The sequence below is a fragment of the Qipengyuania soli genome, from assembly GCF_015529805.1.
Classification (GTDB): Bacteria; Pseudomonadota; Alphaproteobacteria; order Sphingomonadales; family Sphingomonadaceae; genus Qipengyuania; species Qipengyuania soli.
The window spans coordinates 2822207-2846758 of the sequence record NZ_CP064654.1 but is presented as its reverse complement, the minus strand read 5'-3'; the positions used below and the strand labels follow the sequence as shown (position 1 = coordinate 2846758).

General features: G+C 63.4%; 25 protein-coding genes. 14 read left to right on the top strand and 11 right to left on the bottom strand.

The genetic code is table 11. The features are described 5' to 3' along the window. Window positions 1-93: 93 nt before the first annotated feature. The 3 genes from guaA (at window position 94) to IRL76_RS14180 (ending at window position 3766) form a co-directional block, all read left to right on the top strand. A complete protein-coding gene (gene guaA / locus IRL76_RS14190) occupies window positions 94-1668 on the top strand; it encodes a glutamine-hydrolyzing GMP synthase (protein WP_200981961.1) in 1575 nt (524 codons plus the stop codon). After that, entirely contained in the window at window positions 1665-2468 is an 804-nt protein-coding gene (locus IRL76_RS14185) for a kinase (RefSeq protein ID WP_200981960.1), read from the top strand. Before guaA ends, IRL76_RS14185 begins: the two co-directional genes overlap by 4 nt. A gap of 62 nt (window positions 2469-2530) precedes the next feature. After that, window positions 2531-3766, top strand: a complete 1236-nt coding sequence (locus IRL76_RS14180; protein ID WP_200981959.1) for an MFS transporter — start codon at window positions 2531-2533, stop codon at window positions 3764-3766. A 10-nt stretch (window positions 3767-3776) separates the two neighbouring features. On the opposite strand, the gene IRL76_RS14175 is transcribed toward IRL76_RS14180, so the two are convergent. After that, window positions 3777-5027 (bottom strand): cytochrome P450, encoded by a 1251-nt coding sequence (locus IRL76_RS14175; protein ID WP_200981958.1) that lies wholly within the window; start codon window positions 5025-5027, stop codon window positions 3777-3779. Window positions 5028-5115: 88 nt separating this feature from the next. On the opposite strand from IRL76_RS14175, the gene IRL76_RS14170 reads away from it, so the two are divergent. After that, on the top strand, window positions 5116-5826 hold the full coding sequence (locus tag IRL76_RS14170) for an endonuclease III domain-containing protein (RefSeq protein WP_200981957.1): 711 nt from the start codon (window positions 5116-5118) through the stop codon (window positions 5824-5826). Here the strand turns inward: IRL76_RS14170 and IRL76_RS14165 are convergent. Next, window positions 5810-6778 (bottom strand): oxidoreductase, encoded by a 969-nt coding sequence (locus tag IRL76_RS14165; protein WP_200981956.1) that lies wholly within the window; start codon window positions 6776-6778, stop codon window positions 5810-5812. The genes IRL76_RS14170 and IRL76_RS14165 overlap by 17 nt on opposite strands. A 140-nt stretch (window positions 6779-6918) precedes the next feature. On the opposite strand from IRL76_RS14165, the gene IRL76_RS14160 reads away from it, so the two are divergent. Then, window positions 6919-7371 carry a CHRD domain-containing protein gene (locus IRL76_RS14160; RefSeq protein ID WP_200981955.1) on the top strand — a complete coding sequence of 151 codons (453 nt, stop codon included), beginning with the start codon at window positions 6919-6921 and terminating at the stop codon, window positions 7369-7371. Between the two features lie 73 nt (window positions 7372-7444). Here the strand turns inward: IRL76_RS14160 and IRL76_RS14155 are convergent, their stop codons facing one another. The 3 genes from IRL76_RS14155 to IRL76_RS14145 form a co-directional block, all read right to left on the bottom strand. Continuing rightward, window positions 7445-7861 (bottom strand): hypothetical protein, encoded by a 417-nt coding sequence (locus IRL76_RS14155; RefSeq protein WP_200981954.1) that lies wholly within the window; start codon window positions 7859-7861, stop codon window positions 7445-7447. A gap of 75 nt (window positions 7862-7936) precedes the next feature. After that, window positions 7937-9361 carry a metalloprotease TldD gene (gene tldD / locus IRL76_RS14150; protein ID WP_200981953.1) on the bottom strand — a complete coding sequence of 475 codons (1425 nt, stop codon included), beginning with the start codon at window positions 9359-9361 and terminating at the stop codon, window positions 7937-7939. Between the two features lie 51 nt (window positions 9362-9412). Next, on the bottom strand, window positions 9413-9673 hold the full coding sequence (locus IRL76_RS14145; RefSeq protein WP_200981952.1) for a zinc-finger domain-containing protein: 261 nt from the start codon (window positions 9671-9673) through the stop codon (window positions 9413-9415). 55 nt (window positions 9674-9728) lie between these two features. Here IRL76_RS14145 and IRL76_RS14140 point away from each other — a divergent pair, with 55 nt between their 5' ends. Next, window positions 9729-10667: an ABC transporter ATP-binding protein gene (locus tag IRL76_RS14140; protein ID WP_200981951.1), complete on the top strand. Its 939-nt coding sequence runs from the start codon at window positions 9729-9731 to the stop codon at window positions 10665-10667. 15 nt (window positions 10668-10682) lie between these two features. On the opposite strand, the gene IRL76_RS14135 is transcribed toward IRL76_RS14140, so the two are convergent. Continuing rightward, on the bottom strand, window positions 10683-10868 hold the full coding sequence (locus tag IRL76_RS14135) for a hypothetical protein (protein WP_200981950.1): 186 nt from the start codon (window positions 10866-10868) through the stop codon (window positions 10683-10685). Window positions 10869-11000: 132 nt separating this feature from the next. Here IRL76_RS14135 and nadB point away from each other — a divergent pair, with 132 nt between their 5' ends. Then, complete coding sequence (nadB, locus tag IRL76_RS14130; RefSeq protein ID WP_200981949.1) at window positions 11001-12587, top strand: L-aspartate oxidase; 1587 nt, start codon at window positions 11001-11003, stop codon at window positions 12585-12587. A 3-nt stretch (window positions 12588-12590) separates the two neighbouring features. Here nadB and IRL76_RS14125 read toward each other — a convergent pair whose 3' ends face one another. Further along, window positions 12591-12956, bottom strand: coding sequence for a PilZ domain-containing protein (locus IRL76_RS14125; protein WP_200981948.1), 366 nt, complete (start codon window positions 12954-12956; stop codon window positions 12591-12593). A 118-nt stretch (window positions 12957-13074) separates the two neighbouring features. Next, on the bottom strand, window positions 13075-13407 hold the full coding sequence (locus IRL76_RS14120; protein ID WP_200981947.1) for a PilZ domain-containing protein: 333 nt from the start codon (window positions 13405-13407) through the stop codon (window positions 13075-13077). A gap of 266 nt (window positions 13408-13673) precedes the next feature. Here IRL76_RS14120 and IRL76_RS14115 point away from each other — a divergent pair, with 266 nt between their 5' ends. From IRL76_RS14115 to IRL76_RS14100, 4 genes are all read left to right on the top strand, one after another. Continuing rightward, window positions 13674-14564, top strand: a complete 891-nt coding sequence (locus IRL76_RS14115) for an alpha/beta fold hydrolase (protein ID WP_246449840.1) — start codon at window positions 13674-13676, stop codon at window positions 14562-14564. 77 nt (window positions 14565-14641) lie between these two features. After that, entirely contained in the window at window positions 14642-16009 is a 1368-nt protein-coding gene (locus IRL76_RS14110) for a peptide MFS transporter (RefSeq protein WP_200981945.1), read from the top strand. A gap of 396 nt (window positions 16010-16405) precedes the next feature. Continuing rightward, window positions 16406-16903, top strand: a complete 498-nt coding sequence (locus IRL76_RS14105) for an energy transducer TonB (protein WP_200981944.1) — start codon at window positions 16406-16408, stop codon at window positions 16901-16903. A gap of 602 nt (window positions 16904-17505) precedes the next feature. Next, window positions 17506-19560, top strand: a complete 2055-nt coding sequence (locus IRL76_RS14100) for a ribonucleoside-diphosphate reductase subunit alpha (protein WP_200981943.1) — start codon at window positions 17506-17508, stop codon at window positions 19558-19560. A 78-nt stretch (window positions 19561-19638) separates the two neighbouring features. Here IRL76_RS14100 and IRL76_RS14095 read toward each other — a convergent pair whose 3' ends face one another. Next, window positions 19639-19914: a DUF2171 domain-containing protein gene (locus tag IRL76_RS14095; protein ID WP_200981942.1), complete on the bottom strand. Its 276-nt coding sequence runs from the start codon at window positions 19912-19914 to the stop codon at window positions 19639-19641. Window positions 19915-20005: 91 nt separating this feature from the next. After that, window positions 20006-21229 carry a GGDEF domain-containing protein gene (locus tag IRL76_RS14090; RefSeq protein ID WP_200981941.1) on the bottom strand — a complete coding sequence of 408 codons (1224 nt, stop codon included), beginning with the start codon at window positions 21227-21229 and terminating at the stop codon, window positions 20006-20008. Between the two features lie 161 nt (window positions 21230-21390). Here IRL76_RS14090 and IRL76_RS14085 point away from each other — a divergent pair, with 161 nt between their 5' ends. The 3 genes from IRL76_RS14085 to IRL76_RS14075 all read left to right on the top strand — a co-directional run bounded on the left by IRL76_RS14085 (window position 21391) and on the right by IRL76_RS14075 (window position 23868). Continuing rightward, window positions 21391-21780: a PepSY domain-containing protein gene (locus IRL76_RS14085; protein ID WP_200981940.1), complete on the top strand. Its 390-nt coding sequence runs from the start codon at window positions 21391-21393 to the stop codon at window positions 21778-21780. A 288-nt stretch (window positions 21781-22068) separates the two neighbouring features. Then, complete coding sequence (locus IRL76_RS14080) at window positions 22069-23130, top strand: ribonucleotide-diphosphate reductase subunit beta (RefSeq protein WP_200981939.1); 1062 nt, start codon at window positions 22069-22071, stop codon at window positions 23128-23130. Window positions 23131-23211: 81 nt separating this feature from the next. After that, the gene (locus IRL76_RS14075) at window positions 23212-23868 is read left to right on the top strand and encodes an MT-A70 family methyltransferase (RefSeq protein WP_200981938.1); all 657 of its coding nucleotides are present in this window, start codon (window positions 23212-23214) and stop codon (window positions 23866-23868) included. On the opposite strand, the gene IRL76_RS14070 is transcribed toward IRL76_RS14075, so the two are convergent. Further along, window positions 23869-24462 (bottom strand): BglII/BstYI family type II restriction endonuclease, encoded by a 594-nt coding sequence (locus IRL76_RS14070; RefSeq protein ID WP_200981937.1) that lies wholly within the window; start codon window positions 24460-24462, stop codon window positions 23869-23871. It abuts the gene before it with no gap. Window positions 24463-24552: the final 90 nt, after the last annotated feature.

Sequence of the window (24552 nt, the reverse complement as noted above, 5' to 3'; positions counted from 1 at the left end):
GCGTTTCCTTGGCGCAACGCCTATCCGCCCATCGCGGACAAGGCAAACGCCGATGCTGGACAGCCTATCGCCACAGCGCCTATCGGCCCCGTCATGGACGACGCGCACCTTCCCGATTCCATCCTCATCGTCGACTTCGGCAGCCAGGTCACTCAGCTTATCGCCCGCCGTGTGCGCGAAGCCGGGGTCTATTCCGAAATCGCGCCCTTCACCCAGGCCGAGGAAGCCTTCCGCCGGATGAAGCCGAAGGGCATCATCCTTTCGGGCTCCCCCGCAGGTGTGCCGGAGGAAGGATCTCCCCGTGCGCCGGAGATGCTGTTCGAGGCGGGCGTGCCCATCCTCGGCATCTGTTACGGCCAGCAGGTGATGAGCCACCAGCTTGGCGGCGAAGTCCGGCCCGGCCATGAAACGGGCGAAGGCGGCGAGTTCGGCCGCGCCTTCCTCACCGTGACCAAGGACTGCGCGCTGTTCGACGGGTTGTGGCAGGTCGGCGAACGCCACCAGGTGTGGATGAGCCACGGCGACAAGGTAACGAAATTCGCCCCCGGCTTCGAAATCGTCGCCATTTCCGACGGTGCGCCCTTCGCGGTTATCGCCGACGAGGAACGCAAGTTCTACGGCACCCAGTTCCATCCCGAGGTCGTCCACACGCCCGACGGCGGCAAGCTGATCGCCAACTTCGTGCGCCACGTCTGCGGGCTGGCCGGCGACTGGACCATGGCCGCCTATCGCGAAACCAAGGTGCGCGAGATCCGCGAGCAGGTCGGCAGCGGCAAGGTCATCTGCGGCCTCAGCGGCGGGGTCGACAGCTCGGTCGCCGCTATCCTCATCCACGAAGCGATCGGCGACCAGCTGACCTGCGTCTTCGTCGACCACGGCCTGCTGCGCCTGAACGAGCGTGAGCAGGTCGAAACGATGTTCCGCGACCACTACAACATCCCGCTGGTGGTGGTGGACGCCGAGCAACTGTTCATGAGCGGCCTCGAAGGCGTCACCGACCCCGAGGCGAAGCGCAAGTTCATCGGCAAGACCTTCATCGACGTGTTCGAGGCCGAGGCACAGAAGATCGGCGGCGCGGATTTCCTCGCACAGGGCACGCTCTATCCCGACGTCATCGAAAGCGTCAGCTTCACCGGCGGTCCCTCGGTCACGATCAAGAGCCACCACAATGTCGGCGGCCTGCCCGAGCGGATGAACATGAAGCTGGTCGAACCCTTGCGCGAACTGTTCAAGGACGAGGTCCGCGAACTGGGCCGCGAGCTCGGCCTGCCCGACATGTTCGTCGGCCGCCACCCCTTCCCCGGCCCCGGCCTTGCCATCCGCATTCCGGGCGAAGTGACCAAGGAACGCTGCGACATCCTGCGCAAGGCCGATGCGATCTACCTCGACGAGATCCGCAAGGCGGGACTTTACGATGCGATCTGGCAGGCCTTTGCCGTGCTGCTGCCGGTCAAGACCGTCGGCGTGATGGGCGACTATCGCACCTATGACAGCGTCTGCGGCTTGCGCGCAGTGACATCGACCGACGGCATGACGGCGGATGTCTATCCCTTCGATGCCGCCTTCCTCACCGGCTGCGCCACGCGCATCGTCAACGAGGTGCAGGGCATCAACCGGGTGGTCTACGACTACACCAGCAAGCCACCGGGCACGATCGAGTGGGAGTGACGCAGGAAGGCCGGTCCGGAGCATTTGCGGACTGGCTTTCCGCCGACGCAGCGCTTTGCGACGCCATCGCGGATCGGCGCCGGCGCGCGGGGAAAGCGATCCTCGTGGGGATCGCCGGTGCGCAAGGCTCGGGCAAGACGACGCTCGTCCTCCGGCTGGCCGAGCGGCTGGAGCATCGCGGGTTGAGGACAGCAGTTTTGTCGCTCGACGACTTCTACCTTCCGAGGGCCGAGCGTCTCGATCTTGCAAGGCGGGTCCATCCCCTGTGCGTTACCCGTGGGGTGCCGGGAACCCACGAAGTGAGCCTGTTGAACGCGGTGCTCGATGCGCTCCTCCATGGGACCGCGCCCGCCACGGTTCCCACCTTCGACAAGGCCGCCGACGATCGCGGCGAGCCGCGCAGGCTGACACCGCCCTTCGATCTCGTCCTGCTCGAAGGCTGGTGCATCGGCGCGGAGCCCCAGCCTCGCGAGGCGCTGGCCGACCCCGTCAATGATCTGGAACGCGAAGAGGACGCCGACGGTCACTGGCGGCGCTGGGTGAACGGCCAGCTGGCGGACGACTACGCGGCACTGTTCGCCCGGATCGACCTGCGCATCTTTCTCAAGGCACCCGATTTCGCCGTGGTCGAAGGCTGGCGCGCAGAGCAGGAAGCGAAGCTGGTCGGCAGCACCATGGACAGGGCCGATCTGCACCGCTTCGTCGCGCATTATCAGCGGATAACGCAGGCCATGCTCGCAAGTCCCCCGGCGGACCTGGTCGTCGAGCTGGATGCCGTGCGCAGGCCGACGCTGAATTAATCCGTGTCGCCAGCAATCTTCGCCGTGATATGCATGGCGGGGGACGATTGGGGAGACGGGGCATGACAATAGCAGCACAACCATCACGCATATCCGGCATCCGCCTGTTCTGGGTCGTGGCGTTGCTCGCCCTGTCAGTGCTGCTGAACTATGTCGACCGTGGCGCGATCGGGGTGGCGGCGCCGCTGATGATCGAGGAACTGAAGTTCAGCGCGACCGAGTTCGGGACCGCCGTTTCCGCCTTCTTCTGGGTCTATGCGCCGCTCTGCCTGTTCGTCGGCTGGCTGTGCGACCGCTTCTGTGTCTATCGCATGTTCGCCGCGGGCATTGCGCTTTGGGCGGTGGCCACGCTGCTGACCGGCTTCGTCAACGGGCTGGTCCTGCTGATCGTGCTGCGGCTCCTGCTCGGGCTTGGCGAGAGCATCGCCTTTCCCGGGAGCTCCAAGATCTTCGCCGCAGAGGTGCCCGCCCACCATCGCGGCAGTGCCAATGCGCTGATCGGTGCGGCCCTCGCCTTCGGCCCGGCTGTCGGCGTGCTGACTGGAGGCGCCATTCTTGAGGCGCTCGGCTGGCGGCCTATCTTCTGGATTTTCGGCCTCGTCACGCTCGTCTGGCTGATGCCTTGGCACCTTGCCTCTGCCCCCTTGCGCTCCGACAGCGTCACGACGCCGGTCGTCGATCCCGTGCCGATGCGCCGCCTGTTCGCCATCCCGACCCTGTGGCTGATGGGGATTGCGCACTTCATGTCGAACTATGGCTTCTACTTCCTCCTCGCCTGGCTGCCGCTCTACCTGACGAAGACGCTCGGTTATTCGATATCGCAGATGACCCTGCTGACGACGCTCAGCTTCACTTCGCAGGGGATCGCAGCGCTGGTCGCGGGGCGCGTGTCGGACATGGCGGTCACCCGGGGAGCGGACGAGGCTCGCGTGCGGCGCTGGTCGATGGTGATCGGCCAAGCCATGCTCGGCACGGCAGTGGCGGGAATCTGGTACGCGGGCGATGCCTGGGCGCTCGGGGCGTGGCTGGTTGTCGCAGGCATCGGCACCGGCATCGTCTCGGTCAACTTGTTCGCTGTTGCGCAGATCTTCGCCGGACCGCGCGCGGCAGGCGGCTGGGTCGGCATCCAGAACGCCATCGGAAATGCTTCGGGCATCGTCGGCCCGATCATCACCGGGGTGATCGTGGACCAGCTCGGCTCCTACGGCCTCGCCTTCGCGATCGCATCGGGCGTCGCGGTCTTCGGCGCAGCGTGGTGGTGGCTGGTCGTTCCTCCGATCCGCACGGTCGAGGTCTGACCGCGCAACCTCAGTAGTGTTCCAATTGCACCGGCAAGCTCTTGTAGCCGTGGACGAAGCACGCCGGCACGCGCACCGGATCGCCAACGACGTTTACGCGCAGCCTGCGCTTGCCCATCTCTTCCAGCAGGGTGTGGAGCTGGAGTTCGGCGACGCGCGCACCCACGCAGCGATGGATGCCATAGCCGAATGACAGGTGGCGGCGGGCGTTGTGGCGATCGACCTTGATCGCCTCGCCATCCTCGAAGATTTCCTCGTCGCGATTGGCCGACAGGTACCACAGCACCACCTTGTCGCCCGCCTTCATCTGCGGCCCGAACATGTCGGTGTCCTCCACCACCGTGCGCCGCATGTGCGACAGTGGCGTCTGCCAGCGAAGGATTTCCTGCACGGCATTGGGGATCAGCGAAGGGTCGGCTTCCAGCTTGGCGCGTTCCTCGGGGTACTGGCTCAGGCCATAGGCATAGGCCGACATCGAATTGCGCGTCGTGTCGTTGCCGCCGACGATCAGCAGAATGAGATTGCCGATGAATTCCTCGGGCGGCATGTTCTTCATCGCGTCCGATTGCATCATCACGCTGATGAGATCCTTGCCCGGATTGGCGATCCGCTGCTGCCACAGGGCGGCAAATGCCATGCCCATTTCCTGCATCTTGGCGAGACGCTTTTCGATCGTGACGTCGTCCTTGATCATCTCGACATCGCCGCCGTAATCCGACCACTCGGTCAGGTGATGGCGCTCTTCCCAGGGAAAGTCGAACAGCTTGGCGAGCATGCCGGTGGTCAGTTCGATCGACACCTTCTGGACCCAGTCGAAGGTCTCGCCAATCGGCAGGCTGTCGAGCACTTGGGCGGTGCGCGCCTGCACTTCGGCCTTCATCTCGGCGACTTCGGAGGGACCGAAGCTGGGCGCGACCGCGCGCCGCTGACCGGTGTGGAGCGGCGGGTCCATCGCGATGAACATCGGCTCCTTCATGTTCCACTTCTCGAGCAGCGCCGGGTCGCCCGAGATGGCGATTCCGCCCTTGTCCCACATCGACGAGAACAGCTTGGGCAGCGATTCAATGTGCTGGATCGGCTTGTACTTGGTGACCGACCAGTAGGCCCCGAAATCGCTGTCGGGCACGTACTGGATCGGAGCATGTTCGCGCAGTTGTCGGAAGGGTTCGCGCCAGGTGTCCTCGACGTAGAGTTCCTTGCGAGAGACATCGATAGGATCGATGCTCGATTCCTTCACCGTCAGGTCCGCCACAGTCGCCATTGCTCTCTCCTCCGTCTCCCGAGTCGCGAGTAGACCTCTTTCGCCGTACGCTGGCAAGCGCCCTCGATCGTGCCTATCTCGCGGCTCGATGCAGCTTCCCCTCGGCCCCGACCCGCGCACCGATGACCTGCGCCGCCTACAGGCGCTGCTCGTCCAGCGCTTCGGACGCATCGAGAGAGCAGCCGCCAAATGGCGCCAGCCGGAATGGGTGCTGGTCCAGGGGGTCATCGGCGCGCGGACCAAGTCCGAGGTCTCGAACGCCGCGACCGACCGGCTCCTGCGCCGCTACGGTTCGTGGGAAGCGGTCGCTGCCGCCCCGCTGGAGGAACTCCAGGCGGAACTGGCGACGCAGACCTATCCCAATATCGCTGCGGAGCGGTTGAAGAGCAGCCTCACCGCGCTGGTCGACCTGCGGGGCGCAGTGGACCTGTCCCACCTGGCGGCCATGGAGACAGGCACTGCCATGGACTGGCTCGAGCAATTGCCCGGCATCGGGCGCAAGATCGCCGCAGGGGTGATGAATGCATCGACGCTCGACCGACGCGCTCTGGTGCTCGACAGCCACCACCGCCGCATCCTCCAGCGCATGGGGCTGGTGCCTGCCAAGGCCGACACGGCGCGCACTTTCGCGGCAATCATGCCGGTGATGCCCGAGGAGTGGAGCGCGGCCGAATTCGACGAACATCACCTGTTGATGAAGAAGCTCGGCCAGACCTGGTGCCGGCCGAGCGCGCCCGATTGCGCGACCTGCCCGGCGCAGGCCCTGTGCGCGACGGGTCGCGTCAGCCCGGGAAGCTGACCCCGGTCATCTCTTCCGACTTGCGCCACAGCGCTTCGGACAAGCCCTCGTCGCGGACATGCGGCCAGACGCCGCCCGCACGCGGATTTTCGGGATCGGCCGGTTTCGCGATGTCGCAGTCCTCGCAATAGACGCCGCCCATGCCCTCAAGCAGCGGTGAGGTGGCGCACCACACAGAAGTCGATGCGCCTTCCTCTGTCGACTTGAAGGCCTCGTGGACGTTGCCCTCCTCGTCGTACCAGCCCATCGCTCGCTGCTCGTCCATGGTGAGATGGCGTTGCAGTGGGGTCGCGATGCCACCCGGATGGACGGCAAAGGCGCGCACGCCCTTGGGTTCGCCCAGCTTGTCGAGTTGCAAGGCAAACAGCGCGTTGGCCGATTTGGCCTGCCCGTAGGCGAGCCACTTGTCATAATCGCGCCGCTCGAAATTGGGATCGTCCAGGTCGAGGCCCTGCAGCCGGTGCCCGATGCTCGACAGCGTCACCACGCGCGCTCCCGGTGCAGCAGCGAGGATCAGCGGCCACAGGCGCGCGGTCAGCTGGAAATGGCCGAGGTGGTTGGTCGCGAACTGTGCCTCGTATCCGCGTGCATCGCGCGCCAGCGGGCTCGCCATGATGGCGGCATTGTTGATGAGGATGTCGATGTGATCGGTCTCGCCCGCCAAGGCTTGCGCAAAGCTGTCGATCGAGGCGGAATCGGAGAGGTCGAGCTCGAGAATTGTGATGTCGCCCTCGAAGCCGTCCAGAACCTCATGCGCCTGGCCGGTGCGCCGCGCGCCGACGATGACCCGCGCGCCCTCGCCCGCCAGCGCCCGCACGGTTTCGGTCCCGATGCCCGAATAGCCGCCGGTCACCACCACCGTCTTGCCGGCAACCTTGCCCGCAGCAGCAACCTCCCGCGCAGTCGAACGATAGCCGAAGGGTGATCCGATGGGGGCCTGGGTGCTGGTCATGTGCAATCTCCTCTGGGGCGAAGTCTATGCGCTACCTCCATGCCCCGCGCCAGTGCCAAGCGGAAACCCATGCGTCGTCAGGACGTTGGGAGAAGGTGGAGGAGCAGCCACCAGGGCAGGTGGCCGATAGGAGAGACGAAATGAACCGCACACAAATCAAGGCACTGGCCGCCGTCGTCGGCATCGCCGCGCTGGGTGCCTGCGCCACGCTGGAAGAAGGCCTCGGCGAGCTGGGAGCCAAGACCTATCACGCAGACCTGACTGGCGCGCAGGAAGTCGGCGGTGGTGATCCCGACGGTTCCGGCCAGGCCGAGATCACGGTGTCCGACGAACTCAACCAAGTTTGCTGGGACCTCAACAACATCCGCAACATCGGCACGATCACGGCAGCACATATCCATGTCGGCGCCGCAGGTAGCAACGGCCCGCCGGTCTTTACGCTAAACCCCGCCAACGAAGGTGGTTGGAAGGGCTGCAAAAGCGCCGTCGAATGGACTCAGAACCGCATCGAGGGCAATCCGCAAGCGTTCTATGTCAACGTCCATACGGCCGAATACCCGGGCGGGGCGATCCGCGGCCAATTGCGGGACTGAACTCGCAACTACCAATGAAAAGGCCCCCGCCGACTGGTTCGGCGGGGGCCTTTTCGATAGTCCGGCTGGATCGTCAGCCCTCTTCTTCGGGCAAGCGATAGGGAACGAAGTCGTCGAGGAAGATCACGCCCGTGAGCATTCCGGCATAGCGGTCGATCATGTCGATCTGATCGGTGCGGCACAGGCTGGTGCCTGAGAATCGCCTGATCAACATGACATCGGAATCATCGATGCTCCCCGGGTTACGCGTGCGGTTGACCCACAGCGTCCGACCATCGCGATAGACAAGCGCCGTATCGTCGATCTGCATCAGGTTGCGGCTGCCGATAGTGCGGATGCAACTCCGCGGCTCGCCCGCGACGCGGCCTTCCAGCATCTTCGCCAGCTTCACTTCGCCCTTGGTCATAGCCATGTCCCCATGCTCTTCGGCCAGGGCCGGAACAGCAAACAGGGTAAGGGCAGCACTCGCGGCAATCACGGACTTCAGCATGGTGAGTCTCCTGTGCGAACCATCGGCATATACACCAGAAATGCTGAACCTGCGATGAGTCGCGGTTCGGCGCGATCAGGCAGTCCCGCCGACGGTAATCCCGTTGATGAGCAAGGTCGGCTGGCCAACGCCCGCAGGCACGCTCTGCCCGCCCTTGCCGCACATGCCGACGCCTTCGTCCAGTGCCATGTCGTTGCCGATACCGATCACCCTGGTGAGGACGGTCGGCCCGTCGCCGATCAGCGTCGCGCCCTTGATCGGGGCGACGATCTTGCCTTTTTCGACCTTGTAGGCCTCGGTGCAGGCGAAGACGAACTTGCCGCTGACGATGTCGACCTGCCCACCGCCGAAGCTGGTCGCATAGATGCCGTCGTCGACACGGCTCAGCAATTCTGCCGGATCGTCGCTGCCGCCGCGCATGAAAGTGTTGGTCATGCGCGGCATGGGCGCATGCTCGTAACTTTCGCGGCGCCCGTTGCCGGTCGGCTCGACGCCCATCAGGCGAGCATTGAGACGGTCCTGCATGTAGCCCTTGAGGATGCCGTCCTCGATCAGCACGGTCTCCTTCGTCGGCGTGCCCTCGTCATCGATCGAGAGCGAGCCGCGGCGGTCGACGATGCTGCCGTCATCGACCACGGTGACGCCCTTGGCGGCAACGCGCTCGCCAATGCGGCCAGAGAAGGCGCTCGTGCCCTTGCGATTGAAATCGCCTTCGAGCCCGTGGCCGACCGCTTCGTGCAACAGCACGCCCGGCCAGCCGGGACCAAGCAGCACGGTGCGCTCACCCGCCGGGGCCTCGACACTTTCGAGATTGACCAGCGCCTGTCGCACCGCCTCGTCGACCGCGCGCAGCCACGCGCCTTCGTCGAACAGGCGATCATAGAGATAGCGCCCGCCGAAGCCGAAGCTCCCGGTTTCGCGCCGGCCGTTCTGTTCGGCGACGACCGAAACGTTGAGGCGCACCAGTGGACGCAGGTCGCGCGCGGTGAAGCCGTCCGCGCGGACGATCTCGATCGCGCTCCAGCTCGCCGCCAGGCTCGCGCTGACCTGCGCGACGCGCGGATCCTTGGCGCGGGCGACCGCGTCGATCTTTTCAAGCAGCGCGACCTTCTCGGCAAAGGGCACGAGGTCGAGCGGGCTGATGTCCGTGTAGAGGAGGCAGTTGGTGCGCTCCGGCGGAGCGGCATGCGCATGCTTCGTCGGATCGAGCAGCTGGAGCGTCTCGCCAGCCCGCGCGATCGCCGCAGCGGAAATCTCGTTGGCATGGGCAAAGCCGGTGGTCTCGCCCGAGACGCCGCGCAGGCCGAAACCGGAATCCCGGCTGTAGTCGGCTGTCTTCAGCCGCCCGTCATCGAAGGCGAAACTCTCCGACGCGGTGAACTGGAGATAGAGTTCGCCATCGTCGCAGGGCGCGAGCAGGCGCGAGGTCAGCGCCTTGGCTTCATCGGGGTTGAGCTTGCTGCCGTAGAGCAGGGCGAAAGGATCACTCGCTTGCGTCATGCGAACCTATGTAGGCACGCGAAGGCCGTGCGAACAGGGCCAAGTGCGAGGTCAGCGGTGGCCGGGATCGCCGCCTTCGGAAATGTCCTGCAGGCTCGCCTGGTCGACGCCGTCTGCCGGGCCGCCCTCAAGCACGAAGCGGCGGTCGCAATAGCCGCAGTCGACATAGCCATGCTCGTCGATCTGCAGGTACACCTTGGGATGGCCGAGCGCGGCGGGCTTGTAGTTTTCGCCCGTGCGGATGTCGGTTGCGCCGTCGCACCACACGCGGGCGGTGGTGACCTTGGTGACTTCGGGAGGAGGCAGGCTCATGGCCTGCGCCGATAATGGGTTTGACCGAGGCGCTCAAGAGCCTAGGTGAACGGCCATGACCACGCCGCCTGCCATCCGCATCGACAATCTCGTGAAGGAATATGCCCCGCCCGGCCCCGGCGAACCGCCCAAGCTGGCGCTCAAGGGCGTGAGCTTCGACGTGCCGCAGGGCGGGATCTTCGGCCTGCTCGGCCCCAATGGCGCGGGCAAGTCGACGCTGATCAACATCCTTGCAGGTTTGGTACGCAAGACGTCCGGCAGCGCGGAGATCTGGGGTTTCGACATCACCGAGAACCCGCGCAACGCCAAGCGCTCGATCGGTATCGTGCCGCAGGAAATCGTCTTCGATCCCTTCTTCACCCCGTTCGAGGTGCTGGAGAACCAGGCCGGCTTCTACGGCATTCCCAAGGCCGAACGGCGCAGCGAGGAACTGCTCAAGGCTGTTCATCTGGCGGACAAGCGCGACGCCTATGCGCGCACGCTTTCGGGCGGCATGAAGCGCCGCCTGCTGATCGCCAAGGCCATGGTGCATTCGCCGCCGATCCTGGTGCTCGACGAGCCCACTGCCGGTGTCGACGTCGAGCTGCGCCGCCAGCTGTGGGAACTTGTCACCGAGCTCAACCGCGAGGGCGTGACCGTGGTACTGACGACGCACTATCTCGAGGAAGCGGAACAGCTTTGCGATCGCATCGCGATCATCAACCATGGCGAACTGATCGCGGAAAAGCCGACCCGCGAGCTGGTGGGGATGGCGCGCGAGAAGGTCGTCGCGGTCACGGTCGACAAGGATCTGTCCGGACCGATCATGGAAGACGGCTTCGTGCGCGCTGACGTGGTCGAGCCGCGCAAGCTCGAGATCACTTACGACCGCGACAAGGCGAGCGCCGGGCAGGTGCTCGCCATCGTGCAGTCGCACGGTTATGCTATCGAGGACGTGACCACGCGCGAGGCCGACCTCGAAGACGTTTTCGTACAGCTGACCGGGGCGGGCTGAGCCGCCCCGCAGCGCTCAACGCATGCGGTGCGTCAGCCCCGCGTCGCGGACGCGCTGGACCACCCAGAGGTGCGGCTCCACCTCCTCCATCGGAGTCCGGCAGCAGCGGCAACGCCCGACGTGTCCGCCATGCACGCGCTTGGTGTCCCCACGATCGATACGATGATGACCGAGCGCGCAGGCAATCATGCCCAATTTCATAAAACCACGACCCTTCCCGTCTTTTTATCCCCTGCGATTCGCCGGTTAACCGTGTTTTCGCGCTTGTGAAGCCGGCTTTCGGCGAGTCGTTCTTTCCTTGCCGCGCGCCGATGCCAGAGGCATGACGCAAGCATGACCGAAACTACTCATGACGTCCTCGTCATCGGGTCCGGTGCCGCCGGGCTTACCGCCGCGCTGGCACTCGCCGAAACTCGCAAGGTCCTGGTCCTTGCCAAGGGTCAGCTGACCAGCGGATCGACCGCTTGGGCCCAGGGCGGCATCGCCGCGGTGCTCGATGCCGGCGACACATTCGAAAACCATATCCGCGACACCATGGTCGCAGGCGCGGGCCTCAACGACATCGAGACGGTAGAGTTCGTCATCGAGCGCGCGCCCGCCGCGATCGAGCGGCTGATCGAGCTTGGCGTGCCGTTCAACCGCGACAGCGGCGACCTCCACCTGACCCGCGAAGGCGGGCACTCGCACCGCCGGATCGTGCATGTGAACGATGCGACCGGGTGGGCGGTTCAGGCCGCTCTGCTCAAGGCGGCGGAGGAAAACCCCAACATCACCCTGTTGCCCAACCAGAGCTGCATCGACCTCATCACCGGGCGCAACCAGGTCGAATATTCCGGATCGGGCCGCATCTGGGGGGCCTATGCCCTCGACGAACAGACCGGCGAGGTGACAGCCCATGTCGCCCGCGCCACGGTGCTGGCGGCCGGCGGCGCGGGCCGCGTCTATCTCTTCTCGACCGCGCCGCGCGGGGCGACGGGCGACGGTATCGCGATGGCATGGCGGGCCGGAGCGCGCGTTTCCAACATGGAGATGATGCAGTTCCACCCGACCTGCCTCTACAATCTCGAGGTCAAGAACTTCCTCATCACCGAGGCCGTACGCGGTGAAGGCGGGCGGCTCTATAACCCCGTGACGGGCGAGCGCTACATGGAGAAGTACGATCCCGAGCGCCTGGAGCTGGCCCCACGCGACATCGTGGCGCGCGCGAACGACGACCAGATCAAGCGCTACGGCCTCGACTACGTCCACCTCGACATCAGCCACCAGCCGCCCGAGTTCGTGATGGAGCACTTCCCCACGATTCACGAGAAGCTGCTCGGCCTCGGCATCGACATGACCAAGGGGCCGATTCCCGTGGTCCCGGCGCAGCACTACACCTGCGGCGGAGTGAAGATTTCGCTCGATGCGCGCACCGACCTGCCGGGCCTGTGGGCCGCGGGGGAATGCACCGAAAGCGGGTTGCACGGCGCGAACCGTCTCGCTTCCAATTCGCTCCTCGAATGCTTCGTTTTCGGCGAAGCGGCGGCGAAGGATATTCTCGACTGCTGGGACGAAATGGACGACCCGCCGGCAATCCTGCCCTGGGACGCCAGCCGCGTGACCGATTCGGACGAGGAAGTGGTCGTGAAGCAGAACTGGACCGAGATCCGTCGTTTCATGTGGAACTATGTCGGGATCGTGCGGACGACAAAGCGACTGGAACGCGCCGCGCACCGCATCCGCCTGCTGCGCGAGGAGGTCGAGGATTACTACGGCCATTTCCGGGTGACGACCGACCTGATCGAACTGCGAAACCTGCTCGAGTGCGCGGATTTGATTGTGCAAAGCGCGCTCCGTCGGCACGAAAGCCGCGGGCTGCACTATATTCTCGACTATCCGGAGACCGATCCGGTCGCCCGGGACACGGTGCTCGCTCCCTGAGTGTCAGTGCGGCGTATCGGCTTGGCCCATGGGAGGCAGGTGGCGACCGAAGCCGTCCTTGGGCGCTTCGTCCCTGATCGAACCTGCCGGCGACAGGCCGAAGAAGCGGACGATCGCTTCAATGATAGGTTGCTCGAACTGCACGCCGACAGTGCCGGACTCTTCCCAGACCACCCGACCTGACACGCTCACGCCGTCGATGAAGGTGATCTCGATTGCGTCACCCGCGTCGGGAAGCGGCCCGGACAGTTCGAGCCTGCAGCCCTCGCGCGACATGTTCACGAGGTGAGCCGGGCGTGTCAGCCCGGCGAAAGTATAATCGATCCGGCCGGCGCAAGTGTCGCGCTCGATCCTGCGATGTTCGTTCACCTTGCTCTCTCCATAATTCCCATGTGAGAGCGACCGTATTTTTCTTGATTCAACTTGTAGCGATACATTTATTAAAAAATATTGTGCGCCATATTTTATTGTCGTTTTCGTCTTATATTTATTTCTCTGATGCGTCGCGAAGCGGCCGGGTTGTCACAGGGGCTACGTGCCAATCCTCCACCGTGTATTCCTCGACAACCGCATCCGATATGGCCGAATGGAAACTCACTCCGAAGCATTCGCCCAACTGCCAGGCGACCTCGCCCTCCGCCACGACACCGGGCACCAGCACGATTTCCAAGGGCGTACCGACCTCGACCAGCATCAGCGAGGTCTCGATCATGCAGCCCGACCGCGACAAATTGCGCATGCGGCAGCGCAGGGTGCGGCGGCCGATGTTTACGCGCACGCTCTCCTGCGTGGTGCTGCGAGTTTCCCTTCTACGGTCCATCACGTCATCCCGGAGCGGCGACCCATTCCGGCTTGATGCCGCCTTTGCGGGTCGCTGGATTGTATGAAGGCGACTTTCCTATCTGCGTGTTAGGTTCTGATTAACCACGATTTTCCGGACCGAAACAGGTTTCCGTAGCGAGACAAGGGATTACCGGAGATGCCTCCCCTCACGCCCCCTGCGGTGCGAGAAGATTTTGTTCATGGACAAGTCTCGCCGATTGCGGTGAACTCGCCCGGAAAAGACAGATGCAGGGAGAAAGCCAGGTGCCCAAGGTCACGGCCAACGGAATCGAAATCCACTACGAAGAGCATGGCGATCCCGCCGCACCGCCGATGTTGCTGATCATGGGTTTCGGTGCTCAGTTGACCCTTTGGCCCGACGAGCTGGTCGAGGAACTGGCCGGGCATGGCTTCCGGGTCATCCGCTACGACAACCGCGACATCGGGCTCAGCCACAAGTTCGACGGGGTCAAGGCACCAGGGATCGTCAAGATGACCCTGCTGTCCAAGATCGGGATGAAACCCAAGGTCCCTTATACCCTCGCCGACATGGCTGATGACGGAGCGGGCCTCCTCGATACGCTGGGTATCGAGAAGGCGCATATCGTCGGCGCGAGCATGGGCGGCATGATCGCCCAGCACTTTGCCGCGCGCCATGCCGACAAATGCCTGTCACTGACCTCGATTTTCTCGACCACCGGCAATCCCAAGCTACCGCCCGCTAAGCCCGAGGCAATGAAGGTGCTCATCACCCGCCCCGCCAGCACCGACGAGGATGTGCTGGTCGACCACGGGGTCAAGCTTGCCCGCACGATCGGCTCGCCCGGTTTTCCTGCCGACGAGGAGCGGCTGCGCGAGCGCACGCGCATGTCGGTGCGCCGCAGCTTCTATCCCGAGGGCCCGACGCGGCACCTGTCCGCCATCGTGGCCGATGGCGACCGCCGTGCGATGCTCAAGGGTGTCTCCGTCCCGACGCTCGTCCTGCATGGCGAGGATGATCCGCTGGTACCGGTCGAGGGCGGCCGCGACACGGCGGCGAGCATTCCGGGCGCAAAGATAAAGACCATTCCCGGCTGGGGCCACGACCTGCCGCTGGAACTGGTCGACGAGGTCGCCGACGCGATTGCCGAGCACGCAAAGGCGAGCGTCGCCTGACCCCGGGCCACCTGCCGCAAGATTGACAAGCACTGCCGGTAGCTTACCCCAGCCTCTGGTTTGGGGGAGGCAATCGAATGGAAGCAGCTGTTGCGCGAAGCGAGGAGCGCCTCTGGGGGCATCCCAAGGGTCTCTATTTCCTCGCCATGACCGAGGCGTGGGAGCGCTTCAGCTTCTACGGCATGCGCACGCTGCTGGTGCTCTACATGGTGCAGGAACTGCTCCTGCCCGGCCGCATCGAGAATGTCGCTGGCATGGATGGCTATCGCCGCGTGATCGAGGCGATCTTTGGCGAACTCTCGACCCAGGCTTTCGCCAGCCAGACCTTCGGGCTCTACGCCGGCTTCGTCTATTTCACCCCGCTGTTCGGCGGGTTGCTCGCCGACCGCTGGCTCGGAGCGAAGCGGGTCGTGATGATCGGCATCGCGCTGATGACGCTGGGCCACTTTGCCATGGCCTTCGATTGGTCGTTCCTGCTCGCGCTCCTGCTGCTGGTGCTCGGCTCGGGCTGCCTGAAGGGCAATATCGCCGCGCAGGTCGGCCACCTCTACGAGAAGCACGAGGAGACGCTGCGCTCCAAGGGCTATGCGATCTTCTCGACCGGCATCAATGTCGGCGCGACCATCGGACCGCTGATCTGCGGCCTGCTGGCACAGGTCTATGGCTGGCATATCGGCTTCGGCGCAGCGGGCCTGTTCATGCTGATCGCTGCAATCGTATACTTCGCCGGGCTCAAGTATTTCGCCGAAGATCGTGCGGTTGCGCCGGAGGGCGAGATCCTGCCGCCGCTGACGACCAACGAGTGGAAGATGATCGGCCTGGTCGTGCTCGTGCTCCTGATCACGATGTGCCAGAGCTTCGCCTACGAGCAGCTGTGGAACGTCGGCATGCTGTGGGTGAACGAGCGGGTCGACCTGACCTTTGGTGGCTTCACCGTACCCACTCCCTGGCTGGCATCGGAAGACAGCCTTGCCTCAGTCATTGCCTTGCCCCTGCTGCTGGCGATCTGGGCGTGGCAGGGCAGGCGCGGCGGAGAACCGGGCGACCTGACGAAAATCGCTACCGGCGCGCTCATCATGGCGACATCGTCGCTCTTCCTCGCACTTGGCAGCCTCAGCGCGCCCGACGGCAAGGTCTCGATCCTGTTCCCGCTGGTGACCTTCTTCCTCTCGGGCATCGCGTTCATGTATCAATGGCCGACTGCTCTTGCGCTGGTTTCGCGCCGTGCGCCGAAAAAGATCAACGCGCTGATGATGGCCGGGGCCTACCTTACCTTGTTCGTGGTCGGGGTCGGGACCGGTTACATCGCGCGCTTCTACGAGCCTATGGGCGACACGGCCTTCTGGTTCCTCCAGGCGGGGATTTCAGCCACCGGTGCGGTTCTGGTGCTGCTTTTCGGAGGGACGATCCGTCGCCGCATGGACGCGCTCGAGGCCCCTGGCTGACTCTCGCCCGGGCGCAGCGCTCGACCAACGCCATGCGTCTCTCGACGGACTGCGGCGGCGGTCGAACGTCGATCGCCTGAAGCTTGCCCCGCCGGATGCGAGTCGGTTTCAACGCCGCCTCACATTCACTTTCCCGTGTCATTCTTTCGCGAAGGGCGATGGTGCGATCGAACGGGTCGGCGCAATCATGTTTCGAATTTGGAATGACGCGACACAGATTTTGGCGCTTTTTGACAACAACCGGAAAGGGCGTAGATTGGCGCGGCCCGGCAGGGACCGCAGACACCGTCGGGCGCGGATCGACCATAGACCGTCATCGCCTGATCATAATCATCAGTCGCACACTGCGTGATACTCTCTGCGGCCGATCATCTCTTTCGTTGAAAGGATGATCCCATGAACAAGATTGCCGTTTTCGCCATTTCCCTTGCCGTCACCGCTTCGGTGCTTGCCGTACCGATCGCCTCGCAGGAGATCGTCGTCTCCCCGCGATCGGACACGACCTTCGTGGAGGAGGTTTCGCAGGATCTCGAGGCGCGCCTTGCCGCGACCCGCATCGATCCGAGGTGGGATGCCAAGGGCATCGTCCAGGTGCGCTTCCAGGCGGGCGACGATGGGCGTCCGACGAATATCGCGATGTACCGGTCCTCGGGCAATTCGCAGCTCGACCGCGCGGCCCGTCGCGCGGTGTCCGGGCTGACGAGCCTCGACCCGATGCCGGTCGGCAGCAGCGACGACCAGGTCATCCAGGCCAACATCCTCGTCGCGTCGAGCGATGCGCAAATGGCCCGTCTCACCAGGAAGCTCGCCCGTGACGAAGCGGCGCGGATCGCCAGGTCCCCCCGGGAGCGGGCAGTGCTCGCTCTGACCCTGGCGCCTCGCCCGGTCTCCTGAGCCCGACGGGGGCCAGGAGCCGTCTCGGCGTCGGGGCGGGGTCTTTCTGCGGGGATGCCGCCCCGCGCCGGGATAGCTTGCAGACATCCATGGGCCCCGCCGTCAGGCGGGGCTCTTTTCGTGCATTCCGGATTCGAAAATTGCGCTCCGGGATTCGAAGGATTCACAAGCCGACAGCATCATTTTTGCCCGCATAATTTTTTTCACGGATTCATTTTCGGGCTTGCGCGTCCGCAAAGTCCAGCTTTGTCCACGCGTCGCGGCGTTGCAGCATTGCACGACACCTCCATTTCAGGCCCGTCCGAACGATTAAAACTTCATCAACCCTCTTGCGTGGGAGTCCCGGCTGATTCAGTATCTAGTGGTCGGGATACCGGGGGTACCCACAAGACCTAGCGGATGAGCCAATCCTCCCCATATGGGGAGCAGGCTCCTTGCGCGCTGGCCTGTGGGCAGACGGGGGATAAGTTTTCGCCCCGGACCAGACAGAAAATGCTAGGCGAGAATCTTGGCTCGCCGACTCGAACACAAGCGGAACATTGACCCGGCAAGAGGGCAGGTTTCGCGGGGCAAACGACCGGACTGACAGGGGCGGGCACACGATGGATTTCAAGACTGGGGACGATATGGCGATGGCACTGGATCTGGATACCGACACCGCCGCCGATACGAACGAAACCACCAGCAAACAGAAGGCGCCCGAACAGGCCCCGGAAATGGCAGTAACGATGGACAAGGGCGACAAGGGTAGTGACGATCTGGTCACCGCAGCCGCCGGCGAGGCGCTGGCCGGTGCGATGGCGGCTGTTGCCAAGGCCGAGGTCAAGGACGACAGCAAGAAGATTCTCGACCGCCGATTCAACGTCGTCACCGACACCGCGCGTGACGAGAACCTGACCGATTTCGGCAAGGAAACGCTGATCGACCGTTACCTGTTGCCGGGTGAGAATTTCCAAGACCTGTTCGCCCGCGTCGCCGACGCCTTTGCCGACGACCAGGATCACGCCCAGCGCCTTTACGACTACATCTCGAACCTGTGGTTCATGCCCGCGACACCCGTCCTGTCGAACGGCGGCACGACGCGCGGCCTGCCGATCAGCTGCTACCTCAATTCGGTCAGCGACAGCCTCGACGGCATCGTCAACACTTGGAACGAGAATGTCTGGCTCGCTTCCAAGGGCGGCGGCATCGGCACCTATTGGGGTAATGTCCGCGGGATCGGCGAGCCGGTCGGCCTCAACGGCAAGACCAGCGGCATCATCCCCTTCGTCCGCGTGATGGACAGCCTGACCCTGGCAATCTCGCAGGGCTCGCTGCGCCGCGGTTCGGCCGCCTGCTACATCGACGTCTCGCACCCGGAGATCGAGGAGTTCCTCGAAATCCGCAAACCTTCGGGCGACTTCAACCGCAAGGCACTCAACCTGCACCACGGCGTGCTCGTCACCGACGCATTCATGGAAGCGGTGCGTGCGGGTGAGGAATTCGATCTCGTGAGCCCCAAGGATGGCTCGGTCCGCAAGACGGTCGATGCTCGTTCGTTGTTCCAGAAGCTGGTCGAAACCCGCCTTGCCACGGGTGAGCCCTACATCGTCTTCTCCGACACGGTGAACCGGATGATGCCCAAGCATCACCGCGAACTCGGCCTCAAGGTCTCGACCTCGAACCTGTGCGCCGAAATCACTCTGCCGACCGGTATCGACCACCTCGGCAACGACCGTACGGCGGTGTGCTGCCTGTCCTCGCTCAACCTCGAAAAGTGGGACGAGTGGAAGGACGACAAGCGCTTCATCGAGGACGTCATGCGCTTCCTCGACAACGTGCTGCAGAACTACATCGACAACGCTCCCGAAGAGATGGCCCGCGCCCGTTATTCGGCGATGCGCGAGCGCAGCGTCGGCATGGGCGTGATGGGCTTCCACTCCTTCCTCCAGCAGAAGGGCATCGGTTTCGAAAGCCCGATGGCAAAGGTCTGGAATCTCAAGATGTTCAAGCACATCAGCGGCAAGGCGGAAGAAGCCAGCCTCGTGCTTGCGCAGGAACGCGGCGCTTGTCCGGACGCGGAAGAAACCGGTGCGATGGAACGCTTCAGCTGCAAGATGGCGATCGCGCCGACCGCGTCGATCTCGATCATCTGCGGCGGCACCAGCGCCTGCATCGAACCGATCCCGGCGAACATCTACACCCACAAGACACTGTCGGGCAGCTTCATCGTGAAGAACCCGTATCTCGAAAAGATCCTCGACAAGAAGTCGAAGAATTCGACCGCGGTGTGGAACTCGATCCTCGAGAAGGGCGGCAGCGTCCAGCACCTCGATTTCCTGACGCCGGAAGAAAAGGCCGCGTTCAAGACCAGCTTCGAGATCGACCAGCGCTGGCTGCTCGAATTCGCCGCCGACCGCGCGCCCTATATCGACCAGGCCCAGTCGCTGAACCTGTTCATCCCGGCCGACGTCGACAAGTGGGACCTGATGATGCTGCACTTCCAGGCATGGGAGAAGGGCATCAAGTCGCTCTACTACCTGCGCTCAAAGAGCGTGCAGCGCGCCGGTTTCGCGGGCGGCGTGGAAGCGGATAACACCGCCGACGCGGCCAAGATCGAGCTGTCGGCCAGCGCCGGCGAGCAGACCGATTACGAGGAATGCCTCGCCTGCCAATAGGACCGGCAGACGGTCGCGCACAGAAAACCCCGGCGCCGCTGAATGCGGGCCGGGGTTTTTCTTTGACCGGAAGGCCGCTCAGCCCTGCTGGCCGCCCTCTTCTTCTTCGAAGTTCACCGCGTTGGCACCGGTCGCGCTGAGACGGACCTTGTCACCTTCGATGCCCGCTACGAGCCCGGTCGAAATGTAGTGGTGGTGGCCTTCGTGGCTGCCCTCGGCCTGTTCGATCTGGGCACCCGAATCCTTCTTGGTCAGCTTGATTCGGTCACCTTCGACGCCGTCGACGGTGCCGACGTGGACGCCGTCAGCGCCGATGACTTCCATGTGTTCCTTGATCTGCGAAATATCGGTCATGCAAAATCTCCTTCTGCCAAATCAATGACTGGAGCCGAGGAGCGTTTCGCAGGGGGGCGCAGGATGAGAACGTCTCGTCCCGAACGTCCAATCAGGCCGCCATCTCGCACCGGTTCCTGCCGCCTGCCTTCGCCGCATAAAGCGCCGCGTCGGCGGCCCCGAGTAGCGGGGAGAGCTCGGGCTTTCCGGTTCCGTTGTGCATGGCGACGCCGATACTTGTCGTCAGTGTCGCCGTGCCATTGGTTTCCTCGTGCGGAATCTCGATACGCTCGACCGCGGTGCGCAGGTCGTCCGCCAGCTTGAAAGCATGGGCAGCGCTGTCTGCCCTCAGGATAAGCACGAATTCCTCGCCACCGAAGCGCGCGGCGAGACCGCCATTGCGTGCCGCGCTGTGGCGCAGCTCTTCTGCCACCGATTGCAGGCACTCGTCGCCGAGCTGGTGGCCCCAGCGGTCGTTGAAGGCCTTGAAGTGGTCAATGTCGACCATCATCACGGCCACCCGCGCTTCGCCCGTGGCGGGTGCCGCGTCATAGTGGCGGTTGAATACCTCGGTCGCATGGCGGCGATTGGCGAGGCCCGTGAGCGGGTCCTTGCGCGACAGGTCTTCGAGCGCGCGATTGGTTTCCTCGAGGTCTGCCAGTCGCTTTTCGGATTGCCGGGCGATCAGGAAGTTGCGCGCCTCTGCCGCCCAGATCCGGTGCGGCAGGAGGAGCGAAACGGTGAGGGTGGCGATCAGGATGCCGAGGAAGACCGGGTCCCGCACTGCGGGCGCATCGACCATTACGATGGCAAACCCGGTGACGATGCCGAACGCCAGGACGAGCGCGCCGATCTCCTTCGGCGAATAGGGCAGCACCTGGGCTGCAACGCCGATCAGGACGACCGGACCGATCGCCATGTACGCTGCCGAAAGGGGGGGCGCCCACTGGACCCCGATCAGGAGAATCGCGGCGAAGCTCACGATCGAGCAGCCCATGAGCATTTTCTGCATGCCGAGGAACCTGGCCGGCATGAGCAGGGCGGCGATTTGCAGCGGGAAGACGAACACCAGCCTGAGGGCGAGCATCAGGGGGGCATGTTCGGGAATGACGAGGAAGTCGATTAAGATCGAAGCGATCGCGACAGCCAGCCCGGTCCATAGCAGCAGGCGTCCCTGCGTGAACTGGCGCTGCTCCAGAGATCCTTCATAGGCGGCGGCAAGTTCGGCAGGCCAGCGGGACGGATCGACTTCGCCGGCAAGGGCTGCTTCGGCAGCCGCGACAACATTTTCATGCCTCCGGTGGTCCGGAGCGCTTTCGTCTCGCGACCTTATCATGGGCGGAGAATAGTCCCTTCCCGCAGTCTGGCAAGCAATTCGGACCATAATGAACCCGATCGCGGTTCTGGCTCCGCGACACATCGCGACAATATGCCGCTTGCATCCCTTGGGCCGCACTGTATCTGCAATTGCAAATCACTCGCAAAAAGGACTTTCGGATGCGCAAGTGGCATCGCTGGCTTTCTGTTTTCTTCGCCGTCTTCCTGCTCTTTATCGCCGCTACCGGCCTGCTGAGTCACGGCGCATCGCTGTGGCCGGTGGCCGAGCCGAGCGCGGCCGAGCTCGCCGCGCAGCAACCGCCCGCCGGCTTCACCTGCCCCGAAGGCTGGCGCTGCTCGCCGCCGCGGCCCGAGACCGGTCCGCGCGCCTGGGTCGGCTTCTTCCACCATCTCCATTCGGGCGAGGAATTCGGCCCCGCCGGCACGGCAATCTCGATCCTGTCGGGCTTCGCGCTGCTGTTCTTCGCCTTCTCGGGCCTGTGGCTCTACATCCGCATGTGGCGCGAGCGCGCCCGCCGCGGTGCGCAGCACCGCTGGTTCTGGAAATAGTTCGCTTCCGCGACTGCCCGAAAGATTGACACCCCACCCCTCTTGCGAGGGGCGGGGCGCCGGGGTTCGCAGGCAGAGCCCGCAAAAGGGGAAACCGGACCAGGCCCGCTGTTCCCCGGAAACTTGTTCCGTGGAAGTGAACGCAGGCCCTCCTGCGGTGTTCCGACGGCTCGTCGCAAAGGCGTGAAATTATCCCGGCTTATCCCCGCCGAATCATAACCTCTTGCCTTCGAATCCGGCCCGTGATTCCCTATATGAGTCGTTCGGCCGAATACGTGGAGATACAAGATGTCGTTGCTGGAAGCCCGCAAGACCTACAAGCCCTTCGAATACCCCTGGGCCTACGAGTTCTGGAAGCGCCAGCAGCAGATCCACTGGATGCCGGAAGAAGTTCCGCTGGGCGAAGACTGCCGCGACTGGGCGCAGAAGATCACCGAGCACGAGCGTAACCTGCTCACCCAGATCTTCCGCTTCTTCACCCAGGCCGACGTCGAGGTGCAGGATTGCTACCACGACAAGTACGGCCGCGTGTTCAAGCCGACCGAGGTGAAGATGATGCTCACCGCCTTCTCCAACATGGAGACGGTGCACATTGCGGCCTATTCGCACCTCCTCGACACGATCGGCATGCCGGAAAGCGAATATTCGGCCTTCCTCGAATACGAGGAAATGAAGGACAAGCACGATTACCTGCAGGTCTTCGGCGTCGACACGGACGAGGATATCGCCCGCACGCTGGCGGCTTTCGGCGGCTTCACCGAAGGCATGCAGCTGTTCGCCAGCTTCGCCATGCTGATGAACTTCCCGCGCTTCAACAAGATGAAGGGCATGGGCCAGATCGTCAGCTGGTCGGTTCGCGACGAGAGCCTCCACTGCGAAGGCATCGTGCGCCTGTTCCACGAATTCGTGCGCGAGCGCGACTGCTACACCAAGGCGGTCAAGGAAGACATCATCGACATCTGCCAGAAGTCGGTGCGGCTGGAAGACAACTTCATCGACCTCGCCTTCGAAATGGGCCCGGTCAGCGGCATGACCGCGAAGGAAATCAAGAAGTACATCCGCTACATCGCCGACTGGCGCCTGGGCCAGCTGGGCCTCTCGCCGATCTACATGGTCGACGATCACCCGCTGCCCTGGCTCGCCCCGCTGCTGAACGGCGTGGAGCACGCCAACTTCTTCGAAACCCGAGCGACCGAATATTCGAAGGGCGCGACCCGCGGCAACTGGAACGACGTCTGGGCCAGCTTCGACAAGCGCAACAAGGCCAAGGCTGCGAACGAGGAAGACGGCGCGGGCGACGAGGGGCCGGGCCTGTTCGGGGACGAAGCCGGAGCGCAGGCGGCGGAGTGATCCGTCGGGATCGGACCTATTGGGTTGACTTAGGGACTGTGGTGATTCAGATCTCCTTTTGTTCCGCAACAGGAGGCGTAGATGCTGGACCCGGAAGGTAGCAAAAGTCCCGGAGCCGACCTGCTGCGAGCCGCCGATGGCCGAGAGTTTGCTACGATACTGGCGGACCCGCCTTGGCAGTTCCAGAATAGGACCGGAAAGGTTGCGCCCGAGCACAAACGGCTAAATCGTTATGGAACGATGGAGTTAGCCGATATTTGTGCTTTACCAGTTCAAGATATCTCGGCGGACCGCGCGCATCTCTATCTATGGGTGCCTAACGCGTTACTTCCGGAAGGTTTGCAAGTGATGGAGGCTTGGGGCTTCCGCTACGTATCAAACATCATCTGGGAGAAGGTTCGGAAGGACGGAGGTCCAGATGGGCGCGGTGTCGGATTTTATTTCCGCAACGTGACGGAGATCCTTCTTTTCGGAGTTCGTGGCAAGAATGTTCGGACCCTTCAGCCCGGTCGAAGCCAAGTAAATGTGATCCGGAGCCGCAAGCGCGAGCATTCGCGCAAGCCTGATGAGCAGTACCCTATTATTGAGGGTTGTAGTTGGGGGCCGCGAATTGAGCTGTTTAGTCGCGGAAAGCGTAAGGGCTGGACGGTTTGGGGCAATCAGGCTGATGAGTCCTACAAGCCAGATTGGGAAACCTACAACTACAACAGTTCCAGCAATTCCATTCCAGCCGAGTAGCTAGCTGTCATCGACGTACAGCTCTGGCGAGATCGCGAATGTCAGGATTGGGCATCCACCGCCTCCGCCACCTTCCAAGCGCGGAATGAGCTTGCTGTGGTGTGTGGTTGATGATCCGTAACTGGAGCCCTTGCCCAATTCTTTGAAGATAGCTTGTAGTTCGCTTGCTCGGGTGATTATGACCCCTACATCGATAACCCTTAGATCGAATAACAACCTAAAATTGTTGAGATCCCGATCGTAAAACGGATCTTTGTTGTTCCATTCAACTTCCACCCCAACGCGGCCCTTAAAGCAGTCAACACTGTGCGTGGGGCTTTCGTATTCGCGACCATCAACCTCGATCTTTGTATCGAAATTCTTCTCTTCCCAACCGAGGTCGTAGAAGCGCCCATCAATCTTCTCGGCAATCGGCGATTTTCGTCCGCCAGCAGTTAGGATGTCGCTTCGAGTAAGCTCAAACGCGCGCAGAACTGTGAGAATGTCCGACCACTCGTCCCCGCACGCAGTGGTGAGAACGCCTGTAGCGTTGCGCCACTCATGAACGACATACTTTGACCGGATGTCATCGGGTACGAGATGCAGGGTAGACATAAAGCTTTGTTATAGCTGCTAGAGTAAAGCGCAAGTCTCAACACTACTATCCCAAATTGATCCACCTCAACGACGCGCCGCGCCAGCTCG

Coding starts and splice junctions, on each gene's coding strand:
- IRL76_RS14090 (WP_200981941.1), bottom strand. CDS start 21,229: ATGATAAGGTCGCGAGACGAAAGCGCTCCGGACCACCGGAGGCATGAA.
- IRL76_RS14160 (WP_200981955.1), top strand. CDS start 6,919: ATGAACCGCACACAAATCAAGGCACTGGCCGCCGTCGTCGGCATCGCC.
- nadB (WP_200981949.1), top strand. CDS start 11,001: ATGACCGAAACTACTCATGACGTCCTCGTCATCGGGTCCGGTGCCGCC.
- IRL76_RS14070 (WP_200981937.1), bottom strand. CDS start 24,462: ATGTCTACCCTGCATCTCGTACCCGATGACATCCGGTCAAAGTATGTC.
- IRL76_RS14145 (WP_200981952.1), bottom strand. CDS start 9,673: ATGAGCCTGCCTCCTCCCGAAGTCACCAAGGTCACCACCGCCCGCGTG.
- IRL76_RS14105 (WP_200981944.1), top strand. CDS start 16,406: ATGAACAAGATTGCCGTTTTCGCCATTTCCCTTGCCGTCACCGCTTCG.
- IRL76_RS14180 (WP_200981959.1), top strand. CDS start 2,531: ATGACAATAGCAGCACAACCATCACGCATATCCGGCATCCGCCTGTTC.
- IRL76_RS14100 (WP_200981943.1), top strand. CDS start 17,506: ATGGATTTCAAGACTGGGGACGATATGGCGATGGCACTGGATCTGGAT.
- IRL76_RS14170 (WP_200981957.1), top strand. CDS start 5,116: ATGCAGCTTCCCCTCGGCCCCGACCCGCGCACCGATGACCTGCGCCGC.
- IRL76_RS14080 (WP_200981939.1), top strand. CDS start 22,069: ATGTCGTTGCTGGAAGCCCGCAAGACCTACAAGCCCTTCGAATACCCC.
- IRL76_RS14135 (WP_200981950.1), bottom strand. CDS start 10,868: ATGAAATTGGGCATGATTGCCTGCGCGCTCGGTCATCATCGTATCGAT.
- IRL76_RS14110 (WP_200981945.1), top strand. CDS start 14,642: ATGGAAGCAGCTGTTGCGCGAAGCGAGGAGCGCCTCTGGGGGCATCCC.
- IRL76_RS14165 (WP_200981956.1), bottom strand. CDS start 6,778: ATGACCAGCACCCAGGCCCCCATCGGATCACCCTTCGGCTATCGTTCG.
- IRL76_RS14175 (WP_200981958.1), bottom strand. CDS start 5,027: ATGGCGACTGTGGCGGACCTGACGGTGAAGGAATCGAGCATCGATCCT.
- IRL76_RS14095 (WP_200981942.1), bottom strand. CDS start 19,914: ATGACCGATATTTCGCAGATCAAGGAACACATGGAAGTCATCGGCGCT.
- IRL76_RS14155 (WP_200981954.1), bottom strand. CDS start 7,861: ATGCTGAAGTCCGTGATTGCCGCGAGTGCTGCCCTTACCCTGTTTGCT.
- IRL76_RS14140 (WP_200981951.1), top strand. CDS start 9,729: ATGACCACGCCGCCTGCCATCCGCATCGACAATCTCGTGAAGGAATAT.
- guaA (WP_200981961.1), top strand. CDS start 94: ATGGACGACGCGCACCTTCCCGATTCCATCCTCATCGTCGACTTCGGC.
- IRL76_RS14075 (WP_200981938.1), top strand. CDS start 23,212: ATGCTGGACCCGGAAGGTAGCAAAAGTCCCGGAGCCGACCTGCTGCGA.
- tldD (WP_200981953.1), bottom strand. CDS start 9,361: ATGACGCAAGCGAGTGATCCTTTCGCCCTGCTCTACGGCAGCAAGCTC.
- IRL76_RS14085 (WP_200981940.1), top strand. CDS start 21,391: ATGCGCAAGTGGCATCGCTGGCTTTCTGTTTTCTTCGCCGTCTTCCTG.
- IRL76_RS14120 (WP_200981947.1), bottom strand. CDS start 13,407: ATGGACCGTAGAAGGGAAACTCGCAGCACCACGCAGGAGAGCGTGCGC.